This window comes from Micromonospora sp. MGP-C2 (genome assembly GCF_057766525.1).
The window spans coordinates 3,806,077-3,822,138 of record NZ_JBYMEN010000002.1; the positions used below are offsets into that span (position 1 = coordinate 3,806,077).

15 protein-coding genes and 2 pseudogenes are annotated in these 16,062 nt (G+C 68.8%); 8 read left to right on the plus strand and 9 right to left on the minus strand.

The window, feature by feature from the left end; all coding sequences use genetic code 11:
• Entirely contained in the window at window positions 1-2,388 is a 2,388-nt protein-coding gene (locus tag AC3CF1_RS17345) for a M4 family metallopeptidase (RefSeq protein ID WP_488450844.1), read from the minus strand.
• 167 nt (window positions 2,389-2,555) lie between these two features.
• On the opposite strand from AC3CF1_RS17345, the gene AC3CF1_RS17350 reads away from it, so the two are divergent.
• Window positions 2,556-3,125 carry a hypothetical protein gene (locus AC3CF1_RS17350; RefSeq protein WP_354981782.1) on the plus strand — a complete coding sequence of 190 codons (570 nt, stop codon included), beginning with the start codon at window positions 2,556-2,558 and terminating at the stop codon, window positions 3,123-3,125.
• Here the strand turns inward: AC3CF1_RS17350 and AC3CF1_RS17355 are convergent.
• The 4 genes from AC3CF1_RS17355 to AC3CF1_RS17370 all read right to left on the minus strand — a co-directional run bounded on the left by AC3CF1_RS17355 (window position 3,113) and on the right by AC3CF1_RS17370 (window position 5,365).
• Complete coding sequence (locus tag AC3CF1_RS17355; RefSeq protein ID WP_488450845.1) at window positions 3,113-3,757, minus strand: histidine phosphatase family protein; 645 nt, start codon at window positions 3,755-3,757, stop codon at window positions 3,113-3,115. The genes AC3CF1_RS17350 and AC3CF1_RS17355 overlap by 13 nt on opposite strands.
• Before the next feature lie 68 nt (window positions 3,758-3,825).
• On the minus strand, window positions 3,826-4,497 hold the full coding sequence (locus AC3CF1_RS17360) for a DUF998 domain-containing protein (protein WP_355159324.1): 672 nt from the start codon (window positions 4,495-4,497) through the stop codon (window positions 3,826-3,828).
• An 11-nt stretch (window positions 4,498-4,508) separates the two neighbouring features.
• Window positions 4,509-4,928: a VOC family protein gene (locus tag AC3CF1_RS17365; RefSeq protein WP_088952055.1), complete on the minus strand. Its 420-nt coding sequence runs from the start codon at window positions 4,926-4,928 to the stop codon at window positions 4,509-4,511.
• A 35-nt stretch (window positions 4,929-4,963) separates the two neighbouring features.
• Window positions 4,964-5,365, minus strand: coding sequence for a helix-turn-helix domain-containing protein (locus AC3CF1_RS17370; protein ID WP_355159326.1), 402 nt, complete (start codon window positions 5,363-5,365; stop codon window positions 4,964-4,966).
• A gap of 132 nt (window positions 5,366-5,497) precedes the next feature.
• On the opposite strand from AC3CF1_RS17370, the gene AC3CF1_RS17375 reads away from it, so the two are divergent.
• Window positions 5,498-6,154 carry a type 1 glutamine amidotransferase domain-containing protein gene (locus AC3CF1_RS17375; protein WP_231927158.1) on the plus strand — a complete coding sequence of 219 codons (657 nt, stop codon included), beginning with the start codon at window positions 5,498-5,500 and terminating at the stop codon, window positions 6,152-6,154.
• On the opposite strand, the gene AC3CF1_RS17380 is transcribed toward AC3CF1_RS17375, so the two are convergent.
• The 3 genes from AC3CF1_RS17380 to AC3CF1_RS17390 are packed head-to-tail and all read right to left on the minus strand — an operon-like array spanning window position 6,147 to window position 7,662.
• A complete protein-coding gene (locus tag AC3CF1_RS17380; protein ID WP_488450846.1) occupies window positions 6,147-6,272 on the minus strand; it encodes a hypothetical protein in 126 nt (41 codons plus the stop codon). The genes AC3CF1_RS17375 and AC3CF1_RS17380 overlap by 8 nt on opposite strands.
• 17 nt (window positions 6,273-6,289) lie before the next feature.
• Complete coding sequence (locus tag AC3CF1_RS17385; RefSeq protein ID WP_328369570.1) at window positions 6,290-6,448, minus strand: hypothetical protein; 159 nt, start codon at window positions 6,446-6,448, stop codon at window positions 6,290-6,292.
• Window positions 6,445-7,662 (minus strand): MFS transporter, encoded by a 1,218-nt coding sequence (locus tag AC3CF1_RS17390; RefSeq protein WP_488450848.1) that lies wholly within the window; start codon window positions 7,660-7,662, stop codon window positions 6,445-6,447. The genes AC3CF1_RS17385 and AC3CF1_RS17390 overlap by 4 nt, the downstream gene beginning before the upstream one ends.
• Before the next feature lie 273 nt (window positions 7,663-7,935).
• Between AC3CF1_RS17390 and AC3CF1_RS17395 the strand changes: the two genes are divergently transcribed.
• From AC3CF1_RS17395 to AC3CF1_RS17405, 3 genes and pseudogenes are all read left to right on the plus strand, one after another.
• Window positions 7,936-8,373 carry a CGNR zinc finger domain-containing protein gene (locus tag AC3CF1_RS17395; RefSeq protein WP_488450849.1) on the plus strand — a complete coding sequence of 146 codons (438 nt, stop codon included), beginning with the start codon at window positions 7,936-7,938 and terminating at the stop codon, window positions 8,371-8,373.
• A gap of 325 nt (window positions 8,374-8,698) precedes the next feature.
• Window positions 8,699-8,752, plus strand: a pseudogene (locus tag AC3CF1_RS17400) (hypothetical protein); the annotation flags it as partial.
• 74 nt (window positions 8,753-8,826) lie between these two features.
• A pseudogene (locus AC3CF1_RS17405) lies at window positions 8,827-8,985 on the plus strand (IS481 family transposase); the annotation flags it as partial.
• A gap of 70 nt (window positions 8,986-9,055) precedes the next feature.
• Here AC3CF1_RS17405 and AC3CF1_RS17410 read toward each other — a convergent pair.
• A complete protein-coding gene (locus AC3CF1_RS17410; RefSeq protein WP_488450850.1) occupies window positions 9,056-9,484 on the minus strand; it encodes a hypothetical protein in 429 nt (142 codons plus the stop codon).
• Between the two features lie 1,725 nt (window positions 9,485-11,209).
• Between AC3CF1_RS17410 and uppS the strand changes: the two genes are divergently transcribed.
• The 3 genes from uppS to AC3CF1_RS17425 all read left to right on the plus strand — a co-directional run bounded on the left by uppS (window position 11,210) and on the right by AC3CF1_RS17425 (window position 15,937).
• Window positions 11,210-11,992 (plus strand): polyprenyl diphosphate synthase, encoded by a 783-nt coding sequence (uppS, locus tag AC3CF1_RS17415; RefSeq protein WP_488452094.1) that lies wholly within the window; start codon window positions 11,210-11,212, stop codon window positions 11,990-11,992.
• A gap of 261 nt (window positions 11,993-12,253) precedes the next feature.
• Window positions 12,254-12,595, plus strand: coding sequence for a hypothetical protein (locus AC3CF1_RS17420; RefSeq protein ID WP_488450851.1), 342 nt, complete (start codon window positions 12,254-12,256; stop codon window positions 12,593-12,595).
• Window positions 12,596-14,140: 1,545 nt separating this feature from the next.
• Complete coding sequence (locus tag AC3CF1_RS17425) at window positions 14,141-15,937, plus strand: IS481 family transposase (RefSeq protein ID WP_488452071.1); 1,797 nt, start codon at window positions 14,141-14,143, stop codon at window positions 15,935-15,937.
• Window positions 15,938-16,062: the final 125 nt, after the last annotated feature.

The window sequence follows — 16,062 nt, forward strand, 5'->3', positions numbered from 1 at the left end:
TCAGGAGACGGTCAACGCGGTGTCGTCGACCACGAAGGACGTCTGCAACGAGGAGTCCTCGGTGCCGGTGAACTTCAGGTTGACGGTCTGGCCGGCGTACGCCGCCAGGGAGAAGGACTTCTGGCTGTAGCCGGTGGCCTTGTTCAGGTTCGAGTAGGTCGCCAGCGTGGCCAGAACGGTTCCGCTCGAGTTCAGCACCTGCACGTTGAGCTTGTCGTAAGCGACGCTGGTGGTGGTCTCGGCCGAGTCGATGTGCAGCCAGAAGCTGAGCGCGTACGACGAGCAGCCGGCCGGCAGGCTCACCGACTGGGCGAGCGTCTCGGTGCGGGTGCTGCCGTACCCGTTCAGCCATGCCTTGTACGACCCGGTGCGGGCGGCCTGGCCGCTGGCACTGGTGATGACGCCAGAGCTGGCGGTCCAACCGGTCGCGCCGGACTCGAAGCCCGGGTTGGCCAGCTTCTGCCCCGGCGCGGTGCAGCCACCGCCGGTGCCGTTCACGGTGAGCCGGTAGGTGGCGCTGCGGGTGACCGCGCCCGCACCGTTCACGGTGATCGAGTAGGTGCCGGGCGGGGTGCTCGCCGTGGTGCTGATGGTGAGGGTGGACGAGCCGCCCGAGGTCACCGAGGCGGGGCTGAACGCGGCGCTGGCCCCGCTGGGCAGGCCGGACGCGGAGAACGTCACCGTCTGCGCCGAGCCACTGGTGGTGGCGGTGGACACGGTGGTGGAGACCGCGCTGCCCGGGTTGACCGAGCCGGCGGTCGGCGAGAGCGCGACCGAGAAGTCGTTGCCGGTCGAGCAGGCCGAGTCGCTGCCGGCCACGTTCACCGCGGTCCAGGCGGCCTGCACGGCCTTGTACTCGGTGGAGCAGCTTCCGTACAGGTCGGTGGCTGCCCGCAGGCTGTACGCGCGGGAGGTGTTCGCCGGGTTGCTGGTGCTGACGTACGCCGTGTTGGACGTGAAGTAGACGTCCAGCGCCCGGTACCAGATCTTCTCGGCCTTGGCCCGGCCGATGCCGGTCACCGCGGGGGCGGAACCGCAGACCGGGGAGGTGCCGTACGAGGTGGCGCCGGTGCCCTCGGCCAGGTTGAAGAAGAAGTGGTTGGCCACGCCGGAGGAGTAGTGCACGTCCTTGTTCTTGGTGCTGGTGGACCAGCAGCTGTCGGACGAGCCGTCCAGCGACGGGTTGTACATGTAGCGCAGCGGCGTGCCGTTGTTGTTGATGTTGATCTTCTCGCCGACCTGGTAGTCGCCCGGGTCGCTCGGCGCGGCGGCGTAGAACTCCACCATGTTGCCGAAGATGTCACTGGTGGCCTCGTTGAGGCCGCCGGATTCGCCGGAGTAGACGAGGCCGGCCAGCGCTTCGGTGACACCGTGGCTCATCTCGTGCCCAGCCACGTCCAGCGAGACGAGGGGGCGGGAGTTGCTGGAGCCGTCACCGTAGGTCATCTGGGCGCCGTCCCAGAAGGCGTTGACGTAGTTGTTGCCGTAGTGCACCCGGCTCGGCACGCCGGAGCCGTTGCCGAAGATGCCGTTGCGGGCGTGCACGTTCTTGAAGTAGTCGAACGTCTTCGCCGCGCCGAAGTGCGCGTCCACGCCGGCGGACTGCCGGTTGGAGTTGGCCCCGGTGCCCCACGCGTTGTCCGCGTCGGTGAAGGTGGTGCAGCTCGACGTGCCGTTGTTCATGTCGCAGGTACGGCCGTTGCCGTGCGACGGATCGATCATCTGGTAGGTGCTGCCGGAGAGCGTCGTGTCGATGCTGACCGCGCCGGTGTAGATGCCCTGGCCGCTGCCGACCACCGACTCGATCTCGTCGTACGACCCGACGGTCGTGCCGGTGGCGGCGTCGGTGATCACGTGCAGCCGGGACGGGGTCTGCCCGTCGGGCTGCCACCCGCTGACCACGGTCTCCCAGGCCAGTCGACCCTGCCCGGAACTGGCGTCCACGAACAGCTCCGGCGTGCCCACCGCCTCGGCCTTACCGACGAACCGGGCGCTGGCGGCCTTCTTCGCGGCCGCCGCGGTGGTCCTGGCCGAGGTGGCGAGGGTCAGCGGCGCGGCCAGCCCCACCGAACTGCCGGCGTACGTGCCGTTCGGCGCGGTGTGGATGACGAAGTCACCGCCGTACACCCGTAGGCCCTGATAGGTCCTGGTGTAGCGGGTGTGGGCCGCGCCGCTGGGGTCCACCTTGGTGCTGCGCACCTGGTAGGACTCGGCGCTCGAACCCTGGACGGCGCCGGGGTTCGCTCGTAGGACGGTTGCCGCTCGGGCCGCGGCGGAGGCGTCCGGCGCGGGAGAGGTGGGCGGGGCCGCGTGCGCCGTGGTGACGACGCAGGTCAGCAGGCCGCTGGTGAGCAGCACTGCACTGACGGCGGCAAGAGCTCTTTTCAAGTGCGCTCCTGAGAGGAGAAGGATGTGACGGAGGTAGTCACGCATGTAGATATAGCCATGTGTTGAAGAAAAGAGAAGCCCTGAACCGATGTCAGGCATCGACATTGGCCGAACGGATGAGGGGCTTGACGAGGGAACCAATACCTGCCCCAGCACGTCCGACGGACATGAGACCCGTCTCGACAGCCGGCGTCACGTTCGCCCTACTGGTCGCGCTCCTGGCCGGCTGCACCAGCACCGACCGCACCGGCGCCGCTCGTGACCAGCCGCCGACCAGCGCCGACCCCGCCCCGACCGGGCCGGCCACCGACGCCCCGCCGACGCCAACCGCGGGCCCCGCCTCCACGTTGCCGACCGGGCCGCCCGCCACCGATAGCGCGCCGACGCGGGTGATGCTGCTTCGCTCCGGCGGCTTCGCCGGCCGCGCTGACACCGTGACCGTCGAACCGGACGGCCGGTGGACGGCTGTGGACCGCGCCGGCGGGCGGCGTACCGGCCAACTCAACGCCGCCGACCTCGGCCGGCTGCGCGGGCTTACCGCCGACGCCCGGCTGGCCGCCGAGGCCCGCCAGACGGCCGGCGCGACCATCTGCACAGACGTGTTCAGCTACCGGCTGACCGTCGGCACCACCGAGATCGGGTACGACGACTGCCCCAGCGACGACGCGCAACAACTGCCGGCCACCCGCGCGCTGGTCGAGCTGCTGCTGCGGGCCACCGGCACTCAGACCACGTAGTCCGGAGGCAGGCCGGTTGCACGCAGCTCCGGCGGCAGGTGGGCCACGTCGTTGAGGGCGATCAGGTTGGGTGGGCCACCGGAGCTGTACCGGATCACCGTCAACCCCGCGTTGTGCAGGTTCAAGCCCAGCCATCGCCGCTCCGGCGCGTCGAGGGCGTGCCGCACCAGCCAGGCGATCAGGAAGGTGTGCGTCACGACCAGCTCGCGGACCGGCTCGCCATCGGGAGCCTCCCCGGGGACCGGGCCGGCGAACCGCCGCACGGCCTCCGCCGTCACCCGCGGCCCGTCGGCCCGCTCGGCAGCCGAGAACTGCGCCAGGAATGTGGCGTACGCGGGCGGCAGGCTGGCCGGGTCCGTGTCGTGTGGGAGGTGGTCGCCGGCCAGCTCCGTCGCGTACACCGGAGCTTCGGGCAGCGACCTGGCGATCAGCTCGGCGGTTTGCGCGGCCCGGCGCAGCGGTCCGTGGTGGACGGCGGCGAACCGGCGGCCTCGCAGGCGCTCGCCGAGCAGCGTGGCCTGCTGCTGGCCGCGCTCCGTCAGGCCGGTGTCCGGTTCACCCGCATCCGACTCCCGCAGCGCGGTCAGGTCCTGCTCGGCGTGTCGGGCGAGGTACAGCAGGCGAGTCACCATGCCGCCCACCTCAACACACCGGGAGGTGCGGGCTCCACCCCGCACCTCCCGGGCCTGCGTGCGTCAGCTCAGTCGGCCTGGCCGGACGCCGCTCGCGCGAAGGTGACCGACACCCACAGCCAACCGGCCGTCACCGCCAGACCGAACGCCACCATCACGGCCGGCGCCGGTCGGACGATCAGGGCGACCCAGGTCACCGCGAAGAAGACCCCGATCACCAGGCTGTACGCGGCTCGACCACGTGCCCCCTGCCGTGCGGCCCGACGGCCCGCCACCACGGTCGCCGCGATCAGCGACACGAAGGCGACCGCCGCCACCAGGAAGTGCAGGCCGCCGTGCCAGCTGATCTGACCGGCGCCCCGGGGCGTGCCGACCGGGAACCCGTCGGCCGGGTCGGCGCTGAAGATCGCCGCGCCGATCAGGCCCAGCCCGTACAGCGCGAGCAGCCGGGGAAGCCAGACCGACCCGCCGCCTCCGCCGGTACGGCGGCGCAGCGCGTCGGCGGCCAGCGCGCAGAGCGCGCCGGTGACCAGGAACGTGACGATCTGGATCCAGCCCAGCTCGCCGGTGCTCAACACGCTGACCGGATGCCGGCGAAAGTCGAAGCCGTCCCGGGTCGACGCCTGCACGATCGCCGAGCCGACGAAGATCGGGCCGGCCAGCACACCGCCGATCAGCAGTGCGCGGTCCCGACCGACAGCGGCCGGTCCTACCAGCGGGAAAGGTGCGGCCTGGCTCATCGTCGGCTCCCCTACGCCCGTGGGAACATCTGGCCGATTCGGATCCGGTTGCCGAACGGATCCCGGATGCCGAAGTCGATCCCGTACGGGCGCTCGGTCGGCTCGTCGGTGATCTCGACGCCCTTCGCCACAAGATCCTCGTGCGTCTTGCGGGCGTCGTCGGTGGTCATGAAGAGGTACCCGCCGAGGGCACCCTTGGTGAGCAGCTCCCGGACCTGCTCGGCGGTGGCCGGGTCCAGTGCGGGCGGGCCCGGCTTCTCCAGCAGGATCTCGCGTTCCGGGTCGCCGGGGAGGTTGACCGTCAACCACCGCATGAAACCGAGGTCCTGGTCGGTGTTGACCTCCATGCCGAGCTTGTTGACATAGAAGTCAAGCGCGGCGTCCTGGTCGAGGACGTAGATCTGGGAGCGGCTGATCGCGTTCATCGTCATGCCCATGACGCTAGAGGTAGACCGTGACCTGCGGCTTATCCAAAACTGCTGGGTCGGGTCCACGCTTTGGCGAAGCACGACGGCACATTGGCCGCCGCGACGCGGTGCCGCCGGAAATCCGAGGGCGACTCCCCGACGATCTGCCGGAACGTACGGCTGAACGTGCCCAGGCTGCCGAAGCCGACGGCATAGCAGATGTCCGTCACGTCCCGGTTCGACTCCACGAGCAGTGCCATCGCGCGCTCCACCCTGCGGCGTTGCAGGTAGCGGTGCGGGGTCTCACCGAACGTGGCCCGGAAAGTCCGGATGAAGTGCGCCTCAGAGACGAGCGCGATCCGGGCCAGCGCCGGGATGTCCAGCGGCTCGGCGTACGCCCGGTCCATCGCGTCCCGGGCACGCAGCATCGCCCGGTTCGACTCCTCTGCCGCGCGGCTCATCGGCCCCCGTCCCGCCCTGCTCGTTGCCCGGCCCCAGGCTACCGCCGACCCCGGTGACCCGGCTTTCAAACCCGTCTCCGCTGTGACATCGGCCTATGGCCGGGACGGACCGGCCACGCCAGCATGGAGGGCATGACTCGTGCACTCATCGCCCTGACCAGTCACTCCGAGCTGGGCCGCACCGGCCGCTCGACCGGCTACTACGTCGGCGAGGCCGCCGAGCCGTGGGAGGTGTTCCGGGCCGCTGGCTACGACGTAGACCTGGTGTCCGTGGCCGGCGGCGAGCCGCCGGTAGACGGCCGGGACGAGAACGACAGCACCCAGAACGACTTCCTCGCCACCGCCGGCGTAACGGACACCCCGAGGGCCGCCGACGTCGACCCGGCCGGGTACGACGTGATCCTCTTCGCCGGAGGTCACGGCACCATGTGGGACTTCCCCGACGACCCCGACCTGGCCCGCATCGCCCGCTCGGTCCACGAGCGCGGCGGCGTGGTGGCCGCCGTCTGCCACGGTCCGGCGGCGCTGGTGAACCTGACCCTCACCGACGGCTCCCGGCTCGTCGCCGGCAAGCGGGTGGCCGGCTTCACGAACAGCGAGGAGGCCTCCGTCGGCCTCACCGACGAGGTGCCTTTCCTGCTCGCCGACAAGCTCACCGAGGCTGGCGCGCAGCACGTACCGGCGCCGGACTTCACCGAGCACGCGGTGGTCGACGGCCGCCTGGTGACCGGTCAGAACCCGCAGTCCGCCCGCGCCGTGGCCGACGCCGTGGTGAAGCTGCTCAGCTGATCGCCGGTCGGATCCGGTAGTCGTCTGGCGGGCCGGTGGCACGCAGCTCGGGCGGCAGGTCGGTGACGTCGTTCAGCGCGACGAGCGTCGACGGGCCGTCCGAGCTGCGACGGATCACGGTCAGCCCGCCTCACCTCACATCGTCAACAGTCCCCCGTTCCGGGTCTCGTCCTTGATCGCGACCAGGTTCGCCACCACGTACGCGGGGATGTCCAGCGGCTCGGCGTACGCCCGGTCCATCGCGTCCCGGGCACGCAGCATCGCCCGGTTCGACTCCTCCACCGCGCGACTCATCGGCCCCCGTCCACTCCGCTCGTCGCCTGGCCCCAGGCTACCGCCGGTGCCTTCGCCGGTCGGGTAGCGCGCCGCCGCCCGGTGAAAGCACCGGCGACCATCATCAGAGCGACGACGCCGAGCAGCGCGCCGAGCAGCACCGTGCTGCGCACACCGTGGCTCGGTAGCGCGAGGCCGGCGACCAGGGCGCCACCGGTGATGCCGACGTTGACGGCGGCAGAGACGGTGGCGGCGGCGAGGTCGGAGCGCCCGGGCGCAACCTCGAGCACAATGCCACCGAGTACCGCGGTGAACGCCGCGAACGCCAGCCCGGCCAGGGCGAGCAGGCCCACGGCAGCCGCCGGACGGTGGCCGACCGCGTACAGCCCGAGCAGTGCCACCGACTGGAGCGTGACGGTCGCAGCCAGGGCGAGCCACGGGCTGCGGTCCACCACCACTCCGACGGCGAGGATCCCGAGCACGCTGGCAACGCCGCGCACCAGCAGGATGACCCCGACCGCCGAGGCGGCGAACCCGCTGACCTCGGTGACGAAGAGGGCGACGTAGGTGTAGCCGGCGATGGCACCGGCGGTTGCCAGGATGGCCACCGCGACCAGCAGCCAGAAGCGGTAGACGTCGGGTGTCGCGCCCCGGGCGGCATGTCCCTCGTTGGGTGGCGTCGACGGCAGGAGCGAGGCCACCGCGACGAGCACGATCGCGCCGAGCCCGGCCACCGCCAGGAACGACACCCGCCAGCCGGTGCGTTCGCCCAGCCAGGTGCCCGCAGGCACGCCCAGGACCAGAGCGACGCTGCCGCCGGCGAACACGATCGCGACCACCCGACCGCGCAGTCCGGGTCGGAACAGCTCGGCCGCGGCCGGCACTACCACCGCCCAGAACAACGCATGGGTCGCCGCGGTTGCCATCCTGGCCGCCAGCAGCAGCGCAAACGAGCTCGCGAACACCGTGATCGCGGTGCTCACCACGAAGCCGGCCAGGAGCGCGGACAGCAGTCGCCGACGGGGGACTCTCCTGGCCAGCGCCGTCAGCGGGATCGAGGCGACGACCACCACCGCGCCGTACGCGGTGACGAGCATGCCCACCTGCGACGGCGAGACGGCAAGGTCCGCGGCCATCGGGAGCAGCAGCCCGATCGGCAGCGCCTCCGCTGTGGTGTAGAGGAACGTCCCGCCCGACAAACCGATCAGTGCTCCCACTGCTCGCCTGTGGCCCATCCGACCCTCCCCTTGTTACCGGCTAAATCACGTACGCCAGAAACAAGCTAGCGATCCCCCTTGCCGACGGTCAACTGGTAAAGTGGGTTTTGATGGAAACAGTCGAGGGCGTCACGCGGATGAACCTGGTGGGCGGCAACCTCGCCCTGGACTTCATCAACACGCGCTCCGGTCCACCCGTCGGGCTCCCGGACGACGACGTGCTGACCGGCTATCCGGAGCTGGTCGCCTGGGGGGTGCACGCGGGCGCCCTCACCCAGAGAGGCGACAGCTTTGCGCCGGCTGTCCCGCAACGACCCGGAAGGCTCCAGCGCTGCCTTCTCGCGAGCGCTGCACACCCGCGACTACCTCGACGAGGTGTTCCGGCCGCTGACCGTTGGAGAAGCCCCGACCACGTCTGCGCTGGCCCGGCTGCGTGACGACGAAGCGGACGCGCTCGGCCACGCGCAACTTGAGCACGGCCGCACGTTCGACTGGGTCTGGCGAGACGACCACACGCTTGCCCGACCTCTGCGGCCGGTGGTGCACGCAGCGGTCCAGCTGCTCACCACCGGTGCGCTGGACCGGATCAAGGGATGCGGAGGCTGCCGCTTCATCTTCAACGACGAGAGCAAGAACCGCAGTCGCCGCTGGTGCAGCATGGACGACTGCGGAACTGCCGAGAAGATGCGCCGCTACGTCGCCGCGCGTCGCACGCGCGCGACGCAGTGAGCGCGCTGCTGCCAGCGGGAAGCGTGGTGGATACCCGTTGCTGTCGACAGCCCACAGCGCGCTCGCGCCGGCCGCACCAGAACGCCTGATAACCGCTGTAACGGTCGCGGTGCATTCGGGCAGGATCATCGGCCGTGACACTTGTCCTGCCGCCGCGCCTGACAGCCTCGGCTCAGAGCTTGCGCGAAGCCGCTCACCGACGCGGACTACGCACCGTCCAGCTTCGCACTTTCGAAGTACCCGCCGGGTTGCGTGCTGATCACCTTCATGCGGGACCAAGCTTCGCCGACGTCGTCGTCGTGGACTTACCCGCCGCGAGATCACCTTGGTCGGCATCGGCGAGGCCTATGAACTCCGGCGACCGGCGTTCATCAAGTCGCCCAACGACAAGAACATCCCGGCGATGATCTACACCGATGGCTCCCGCCTGCCCGGCCCGTGCGCACCGGAAACCGCGGCAAGAACTGGGCACCGAAAGTCGGGACCGCGTTCGTGCCCACCGTCATCGACGACCATTCCCGCGTCGCCTACGTCGAGATCCGTGAAGACGAGAAAGCCATGACCGCCGTCGACGTCCTCCGCAACGCCGTCGCCCGGTTCACCGCACGTGGCGCTTGACCTGGGAACGCGGTCCGCCATCGTCCCTGCTCGTCCGCTGACGTCCGCATCGATCGTCACTCAGTTAGTCACCCGCCGGACCCGTCGTCTGATCGCTGACGGCGGATCGAGTCACCGAGCGCCACGCGTCGAAGGCCCAACTGAGGTCGGCCGTGTCGGCGCTGGTGAAAACCGTCTCTAGGTACGTCGCGTCGATGAAGTTGTAGCCGTAGAGGCTGAACTTGACATCGCCGTCTTGGCGGTAAAGCCACGCGGCACGGTGACCGATCCCGTCTCGGCCACCCTCGCCGACCTTGCCTGTCGGGTTCGGCGGCAGTTCGGCATCGAGCGAGGCGATGATGTCGGCCCCATCGGCGCAGCGCCACGGGCTTCCTGACACCACCCGCAACGTGCGGCCAGGAACGCGCCACGTTGTGACCCCGTCTTTGGCGCGCTCCCGCACCCAGGCAGGCGAGAGCTCGATCCACCAGCCGTTGCCCAGAGACCTCCGCACGCCTCAAGTGTGGCCCACGGCAGGTGTTCTCACGAGCGGCCATCGACTACGTGAGAGGAGACGCTTCGTCCCGAAGGAACGACCACCCCGCGACACCAACCTCGACGCCATGCGTCAGGCGCCCGGCAAGCTCGACAGGAAGCTCTCGTGAGTGCCGTTGCTGTCAACCGGTCGACTCACCGCAGAGCCGGTTGGGAAAAGCCTGATGGAATTGGAGCCCCCGGCCGGGATCGAACCGGCGACATCTCGCTTACAAGCTCTGTGCACGTCGTCCGCGCTCGTCCGGGAACGGCCGCACGCTCGGAGCTTCGTCCATGCCCGGACTCGTCAGCGTGCCGCCGTCCGGCGCGGTTGCTGTCAGCGCTGCTGTCGACAGCCAATCTGCCGACGAGTTGTGCCGACCTCCGTCGGGGGGATGCGGACGCAAGCTGTCGGCCAGTGCCAGGCGGTGGCGAATCGCGTCGACAAGCAGGTCTCGGCCGTCGTCGCCTGACGTTCGGGCTCGACCCGTATCAAGGCTCACGCTGCCTTCTCGCTGCCTCGCCGCACGGGGCATAGGAGGGGCGGCCGTCACCGCCCCTCCTACCGACCTATTTCAGAACCATGGTCAACAATCCCGTCAGGGCGGCAACCGTCGCCGCGACCCCGCCCAACACCCCGGGCGCTGTCTTCAGGTAGGCCAGGATCACCGCGTGTCGGTCCCTACCACCGTTGTCCCCTGCTTGCGCCCCTGATACCGTCGCCAATTGACGACACCCCCTTGTGTAGCCGCACTTGAGTGGAGAGTCACCAGCGACGCCCGGTCTAGGCCCCGGGCGTCGCTTGCTTTTGGGTGAACTTCACCCTTGTAACTCGCCGAGGTCGGCATCAGTCTCAGCCGACACGTGAGCAAGGGTCAAGTTGGCCGGCGTGTCCGGCGCGTCACCCGCATCCCAATTGGAAGCGTGGAAAACGGGCCGACGAATGCCCCCGAAGCCATGTTGCGCAGCCACCGAAGCGCCGGGAGCAGAACCTTGCACAATCTATTAGCGGGCGCGCGCCCCGACGCGCGCCCGGACGCGCGCCCGGACGCGCGCGGGCGCGCGTGTAGGAAGCCGGGCCAAGACAACAAGTTGGAGTGACGCAAATCACATTTAGCTACCCTCGCAAATGCATTGATACCGCACCCAGGTTCAACGACCGAAAGGCTGCGCCCATCCCGATGCTCCTGTGGATGTCAAGCTCCGTCGACCGGCTCCTAGCGGAGCTTGACCCCTTCGTCCCGAAGGAACCACCAGCCGGCTGTGAGCTGCACCAGCAGCAGTGGTTAGCTGTCCGAGCAGTCCGCAGGAGTCCACGGACGTCCGGCGTCGCTCGCGCCCGTCGTCACCCAGTTGGTCACCCAGCCTGCGTCAGACGTTGAAGCGGAACTTAGAGCCGCTAGGCCGCCACCAGCGGGAACGGCCCTCGGCACCTGCTCACGGGGCGTCTCCGGCTGCCATTGTTGGTCGCTGGCTGACGACGTTTGACAGTGTCTTGTGCCCCCTGTGTGCCCCACGCTGCCAGGATCGGTCAGACGTACCTCAGCCTTGCCCGGCACTGCTCAGCGGTTCCGCCGAAGTACGGCGTGTTCCGGCCGGGTACGCCGCCTTGGCTACTTCGGTGGCTACTCAGCCCCGCTGGGGGTCGTCTCATGCATGAGCAGCCGGGCCAACGCCAGCGCCGATGAGGTGGTTTCCTTTGATCATGATGCAGCCCCTACGCCGTGCCGCCTACCGGCTCTACGCCCACCGCCTGCGCATGCAGCTCGGCGGTAAGTCGCTGCCACGGCACGTAGCCATGGTCATGGACGGCAACCGCCGGTGGGCCAGGCAGGCGGGCTTCGATGACCCCGGAGTCGGCCACCGGTACGGCGCAGAGCACATCCACGAGGTACTGGCCTGGTGCGCCGATATGGGCATTCATCACGTCACCCTGTTCGTCGCCTCTGTCGACAACATGCGTAAGCGGGCATCCGAAGAGGTGGAGAACCTGATGCGGATGATCGAGGAGGTCGTCGCGGAGCCGCTCCTCCGTCCGTCCAACCCCTGGCGGCTCCATTTGGCCGGCCGCGCCGACGTCCTACCCGACTCGACACGCCACGCGCTGAAACTCGCGGAAGACGCCACAGGTGAACGCGGTGCCGACTTCCACCTCACGGTCGCCATCGGCTACGACGGCCGCGAGGAGATCGTCAGCGCAGTCCGTTCTCTCCTCGATCAGGAAGCACAAGCGGGCGCCACACTGGAAGACGTCGCGCAGCGGCTAACCGCCGACGATCTCGCGGCGCACCTGTACACCGGCGGTCAGCCCGACCCTGATCTCGTCATCCGTACCAGCGGAGAACGGCGCATGTCCGGGTTCCTACTCTGGCAGGCCGCCTATTCCGAGCTGTACTTCTGCGACGTGTACTGGCCAGGCTTCCGAAAGATTGACTTCCTCCGCGCCCTGCGCTCCTACTCGGCCCGCAGCCGACGATTCGGAGCGTGACCAGCTCCACCTGGCCAGCGGTGACCGGCTCGGTCATCCGCCGCCATCTTGCCGGTGTCCGTGCAGCCCTGACGACTCCTTGACCCCCAGGCAACCAACACGATCTCGTGAGCTGGCATAGGACGAGCGCTGAGCAGTGAACACCGTCCGACATCATCCCCGCACGTCCGTGTGTGTCCGTCGCGGTCGTCACTCAGTTAGTCACTCAGCCCGTGCTCCCCGATGTACAAAGCCAGGTCCCGATGCAGCACCATGAACGTCATGGATCAGGAGACTGCGCGCCAGCGGTGGCACCAGGAGCACGTGGCATCCTGGCTCCAGCTCATCGCCACTCTCCAGAGTGAGAACTGGCAGGCGCATCTGACCTGTGCGGCAGCTCCAGTGCAGGTGGAAGGCTCTCTGCCAAACGGTGAGCGCTTCTACTTCCGCGCCCGCCACAGCGATGTGTCGCTGGGCATCGGACGCGACGACCCCGCCGACATCCCCGAGTGGGAAGAGAGCGAATCGCACACGGAAGCCAGCTGGCTACCAGCAGCCGAGGGCGAGACCATCATCAGACGGCTTGCTTTCCGCTACGCACAGCAGAGCAACCCGACTGAGTGAGCACCGTCAGTTTGGAAGGTGCCGAGCATCAGCTTGGGAATCGGTTGTGCTCATGGCCCACGGCGCTACTGGACCTTTGCGCAAGGCGAATAAGGAACTAGAACGCGTCGGGCGCTTGGCCGCTGGTAGCCCTTGCTGCCCTCTAGATCGGGCACGGGTCGGGCACGACGCGATTCGAGTGAGCCCACAAGGATGGCTTTGGGGGCTCCGAGCTGCGACCCAGAGCCCCCACATGCGGCCCTTACCCAGTCCACGCGTTGAGCCAAGCAAGCGGTCCGTCGACCCGAGTATGGGTTCGGGGTTGTAATGAGTCAACGCTAGAAGCCTGCTCACTGGGTCCGAGATAGGCGATACACGACGGATAAATAGACCGCAACGGGGGGCATGGGCTGTGACCTTGGTCACAGCTCTACTTCAACGCTTAGGTGCCGTTTTCGCAGCTCAAAGCCGTTGGGTGCGGAGTGGGGGTGCTGTCCTATGCGTGTGGTATGGACAGACGTCTTGGTGACCCCCGACCGGCTCGGACTTGGCGGCAGCTATCGCATACTGAGTCTCGCTCCGGTCGGACTGCGAATCTGGCCAGGGCACTTACCCAGTCCACGCGTTGAGAAAGAGGTTCGGCCTCGGTGAACAGGAAGCCCATCAGCGGGTGCATAGTCATCCCGCACAGCGAAGTCACCGCCCCCGTCGCAGCCGTCGTCGTAGTCCTGGTCCTCACTTGGGTAGCCACCACCTTCATGAAGCTGACCGGCGCTGAGGTCGCGGCCATCATGGTCGCCACTGCCGCTCTGCTTCCGTCGGTGCGTAAGGAGGCCACCAAGAGGTCAAGGCGTTAGAGCAGTAACGCCAGACCGACGGCGTAACGCCATCCCGTCTGCCGTCGACCCGCCCTCAGGGGAGCGGGCCACCGCCCGGCCCGCCACGTCAAGCGGACCTTGACACAGGTTCGGACGCTGGCGGGCCGGGCGGTGGTTTGCTCGGCTTGCCCGGGTCGACGGCGGGCGGGATGGCCCGCGCAACCACCACGGACCGCAACCCGCCGACGGGTCTTCAACCATCTCGGAGCCCGAGCGCCCCCGCCGGAGGCGCAGTAACCGCAATACCGCGACCACCGCCAACGCTGACGCGGCCGGCGTGCGCTCACTCACGCCGCGCGGTGCTGGGCGCGCGGCCCGGCCGGCTGCCGGCCACCACCTCACTCATCAACGGCCTGTCGTGCTGCGGCGGCCCCTTGGGCTTCCCGCTTTCGCGCCAGCCGCCGGGCGTGTTGCGTGGCCGGAGTCGGAGCGCCAGCGGAGCGACGGACGCGCGCCCAGGCGGCGGCGCGTGCGGCCCGCTCAGGGCCGCCTTGAAGACGTACAGAAACTTTGAACCACTTCGCCGGCAGCTCGGCTGTCCTCCGTCGGCTGATGTGCGACACGCGTCCGCCAGGTGATCTGCGACGGTGGTCGGTTTCGGCACTCTGGGCCGGACGTCTCCGCGGGACGTCGGGACTCGGGGAGGCCGGGATTGGCGCTGGTTGTCTTGTCGGTTGTCGAGCAACGGTTGGATGCGGTCCGTGCGGTGTTGGCCGGGTCGGATGTGACAGAGGTAGCGGCCAACTGTGGGGTGCATCGGTCGACGGTGCATCGGTGGGTGGGTCGGTATCTGACTGAGCAGTTGGCCGGGTTGGTTGACCGGTCGCATCGGCCGCACTCCTGTCCGGGGCAGGTGGCGGAGGCGGTTGAGGTCGCGGTGGCGGAGATGCGCCGGGAGCATCCTCGGTGGGGATCGCGGCGGATCCGGTTGGAGATGCTGCGCAGGCCCGGCCCGTGGGCGGTCGATGAGTGGGTGGTGCCGTCGGAACGGACGATCGACCGGATTTTGCAGCGACAGGGTCTGCTGCGGGTCCGGCCCCGGAAACGACCGAAGGACTCGTATAAGCGGTGGGAACGGCCCGCTCCGATGCAGTTGTGGCAGATGGACATCGTCGGTGGGGTGCAGCTGGTGAACCCGGCCACGGGTGTGCTGCGGGAGGCGAAGCTGGTCACGGCGGTCGACGACCACTCTCGGTATTGCGTGATCGCGAAGGTGGTGGAGCGGGCCACCGGCCGGGCGGTGTGTCTGGCCCTCGCGGAGGCCCTGGCCCGTTTCGGGGTTCCCGAGGAAATCATCACCGACAACGGCAAGCAGTTCACCGACCGGTTCGGGAAGTACCGGCCCCGCACCGGTGAGGTGCTGTTCGACAAGATCTGCCGCCACAACGGCATCACGCACCGGCTGACCGCACCCGCTTCACCAAACCAGAACGGCAAGGTCGAACGGTTCCACGGCACCGTCCGGCCCGACTTCCTCGACACCGCCGAGGCGTTCACCAGCCTGGCCGAGGCCCAGGCCGCGGTGGACGCATACGTGCTGCACTACAACACTGACCGACCCCACCAGGCCCTCGATGCGAAGACACCGGTCACCCCGGCTGACCGATTCCAGCCGATCCCGGCCCAGCAGCGGGCACTGGTCGATCTGTGGCTGCCACCCACTTTGGACCCGCTCTCCTCCACCCCGCTCCATCAGCCCTCGACCGACCCTGAGCCCGTCCAGGTCCAGCCGCCGGCGGTCGAGCCGGGTGGGCCGGTGGAGTTCGACCGGGTCGTCCCGGCGTCGGGCAACCTGATGGTGTGCCAACGCCAGTTCTGGATGGGCACCCACCGCGCCGGCATGGTGGCCCGGATCTGGGCCGACTGCGACCTGATCCACGTCCTCATCGCCGGCATCCGGATCAAAACCGTCCGTTCCCACCTGAGCGTCAACGACCTGGCCACCCTCACCCGCCAAGGCGCCACCCCAGCCGGGCCGTCACCTCTGCCGCCGATCGAGGACGGCGACGCCATCGAGGTCGAACGCTGCGTCAACCGAGGCGGAGGGGTCTCGCTGGGCCAACACATCGTCCTAGCCGCCGAGATCCTCGCCGGCCGACGCGTCGGCATCCGCATCGAGCCGACCCTTCTCATGTTCTACGACCTGGACACCCGCGAACTCCTGCGCACCCGCGCCAACCCGCTGCGCCCCGAACAGATGAAGCGCCTACGCGGCGCCCGACCAGCCGGGCCACCACCACGACCCTCGGTCGAACCCGTCCGAGTGCAACGGCGGGCATCCAACAGCGGCATCATCATGGTCGCCGGCCAGAAGGTCGCCCTCGGCCGGCTACACCGGCACCAGACCGTCACCGTGACCGTCTCCGAAACGACCCTGGCCATCGAACTCACCGACGGCGACACCAAAGTCATCCGACGCACCACCACCCAGCCAGTCCGTAGCATCAAAGGCCAGCGACCGCGGATCGCTACCTCAGTTTCCTAGACCACCCGTCGCACATCACCTGGCAGAGCTACGTCGCGCATCAGCTGACGGATCACACGCCGGCAGCTCGGCCGGCACCTGAACACGGGATGGCGAGCGGACCGGGTGCCTCCGTACCCTGGCGA

Coding starts and splice junctions, on each gene's coding strand:
- AC3CF1_RS17420 (WP_488450851.1), top strand. CDS start 12,254: ATGGATCAGGAGACTGCGCGCCAGCGGTGGCACCAGGAGCACGTGGCA.
- AC3CF1_RS17365 (WP_088952055.1), bottom strand. CDS start 4,928: ATGACGATGAACGCGATCAGCCGCTCCCAGATCTACGTCCTCGACCAG.
- AC3CF1_RS17355 (WP_488450845.1), bottom strand. CDS start 3,757: ATGGTGACTCGCCTGCTGTACCTCGCCCGACACGCCGAGCAGGACCTG.
- AC3CF1_RS17370 (WP_355159326.1), bottom strand. CDS start 5,365: ATGAGCCGCGCGGCAGAGGAGTCGAACCGGGCGATGCTGCGTGCCCGG.
- AC3CF1_RS17360 (WP_355159324.1), bottom strand. CDS start 4,497: ATGAGCCAGGCCGCACCTTTCCCGCTGGTAGGACCGGCCGCTGTCGGT.
- AC3CF1_RS17390 (WP_488450848.1), bottom strand. CDS start 7,662: ATGGGCCACAGGCGAGCAGTGGGAGCACTGATCGGTTTGTCGGGCGGG.
- AC3CF1_RS17350 (WP_354981782.1), top strand. CDS start 2,556: ATGAGACCCGTCTCGACAGCCGGCGTCACGTTCGCCCTACTGGTCGCG.
- AC3CF1_RS17385 (WP_328369570.1), bottom strand. CDS start 6,448: ATGAGTCGCGCGGTGGAGGAGTCGAACCGGGCGATGCTGCGTGCCCGG.
- uppS (WP_488452094.1), top strand. CDS start 11,210: ATGATGCAGCCCCTACGCCGTGCCGCCTACCGGCTCTACGCCCACCGC.
- AC3CF1_RS17375 (WP_231927158.1), top strand. CDS start 5,498: ATGACTCGTGCACTCATCGCCCTGACCAGTCACTCCGAGCTGGGCCGC.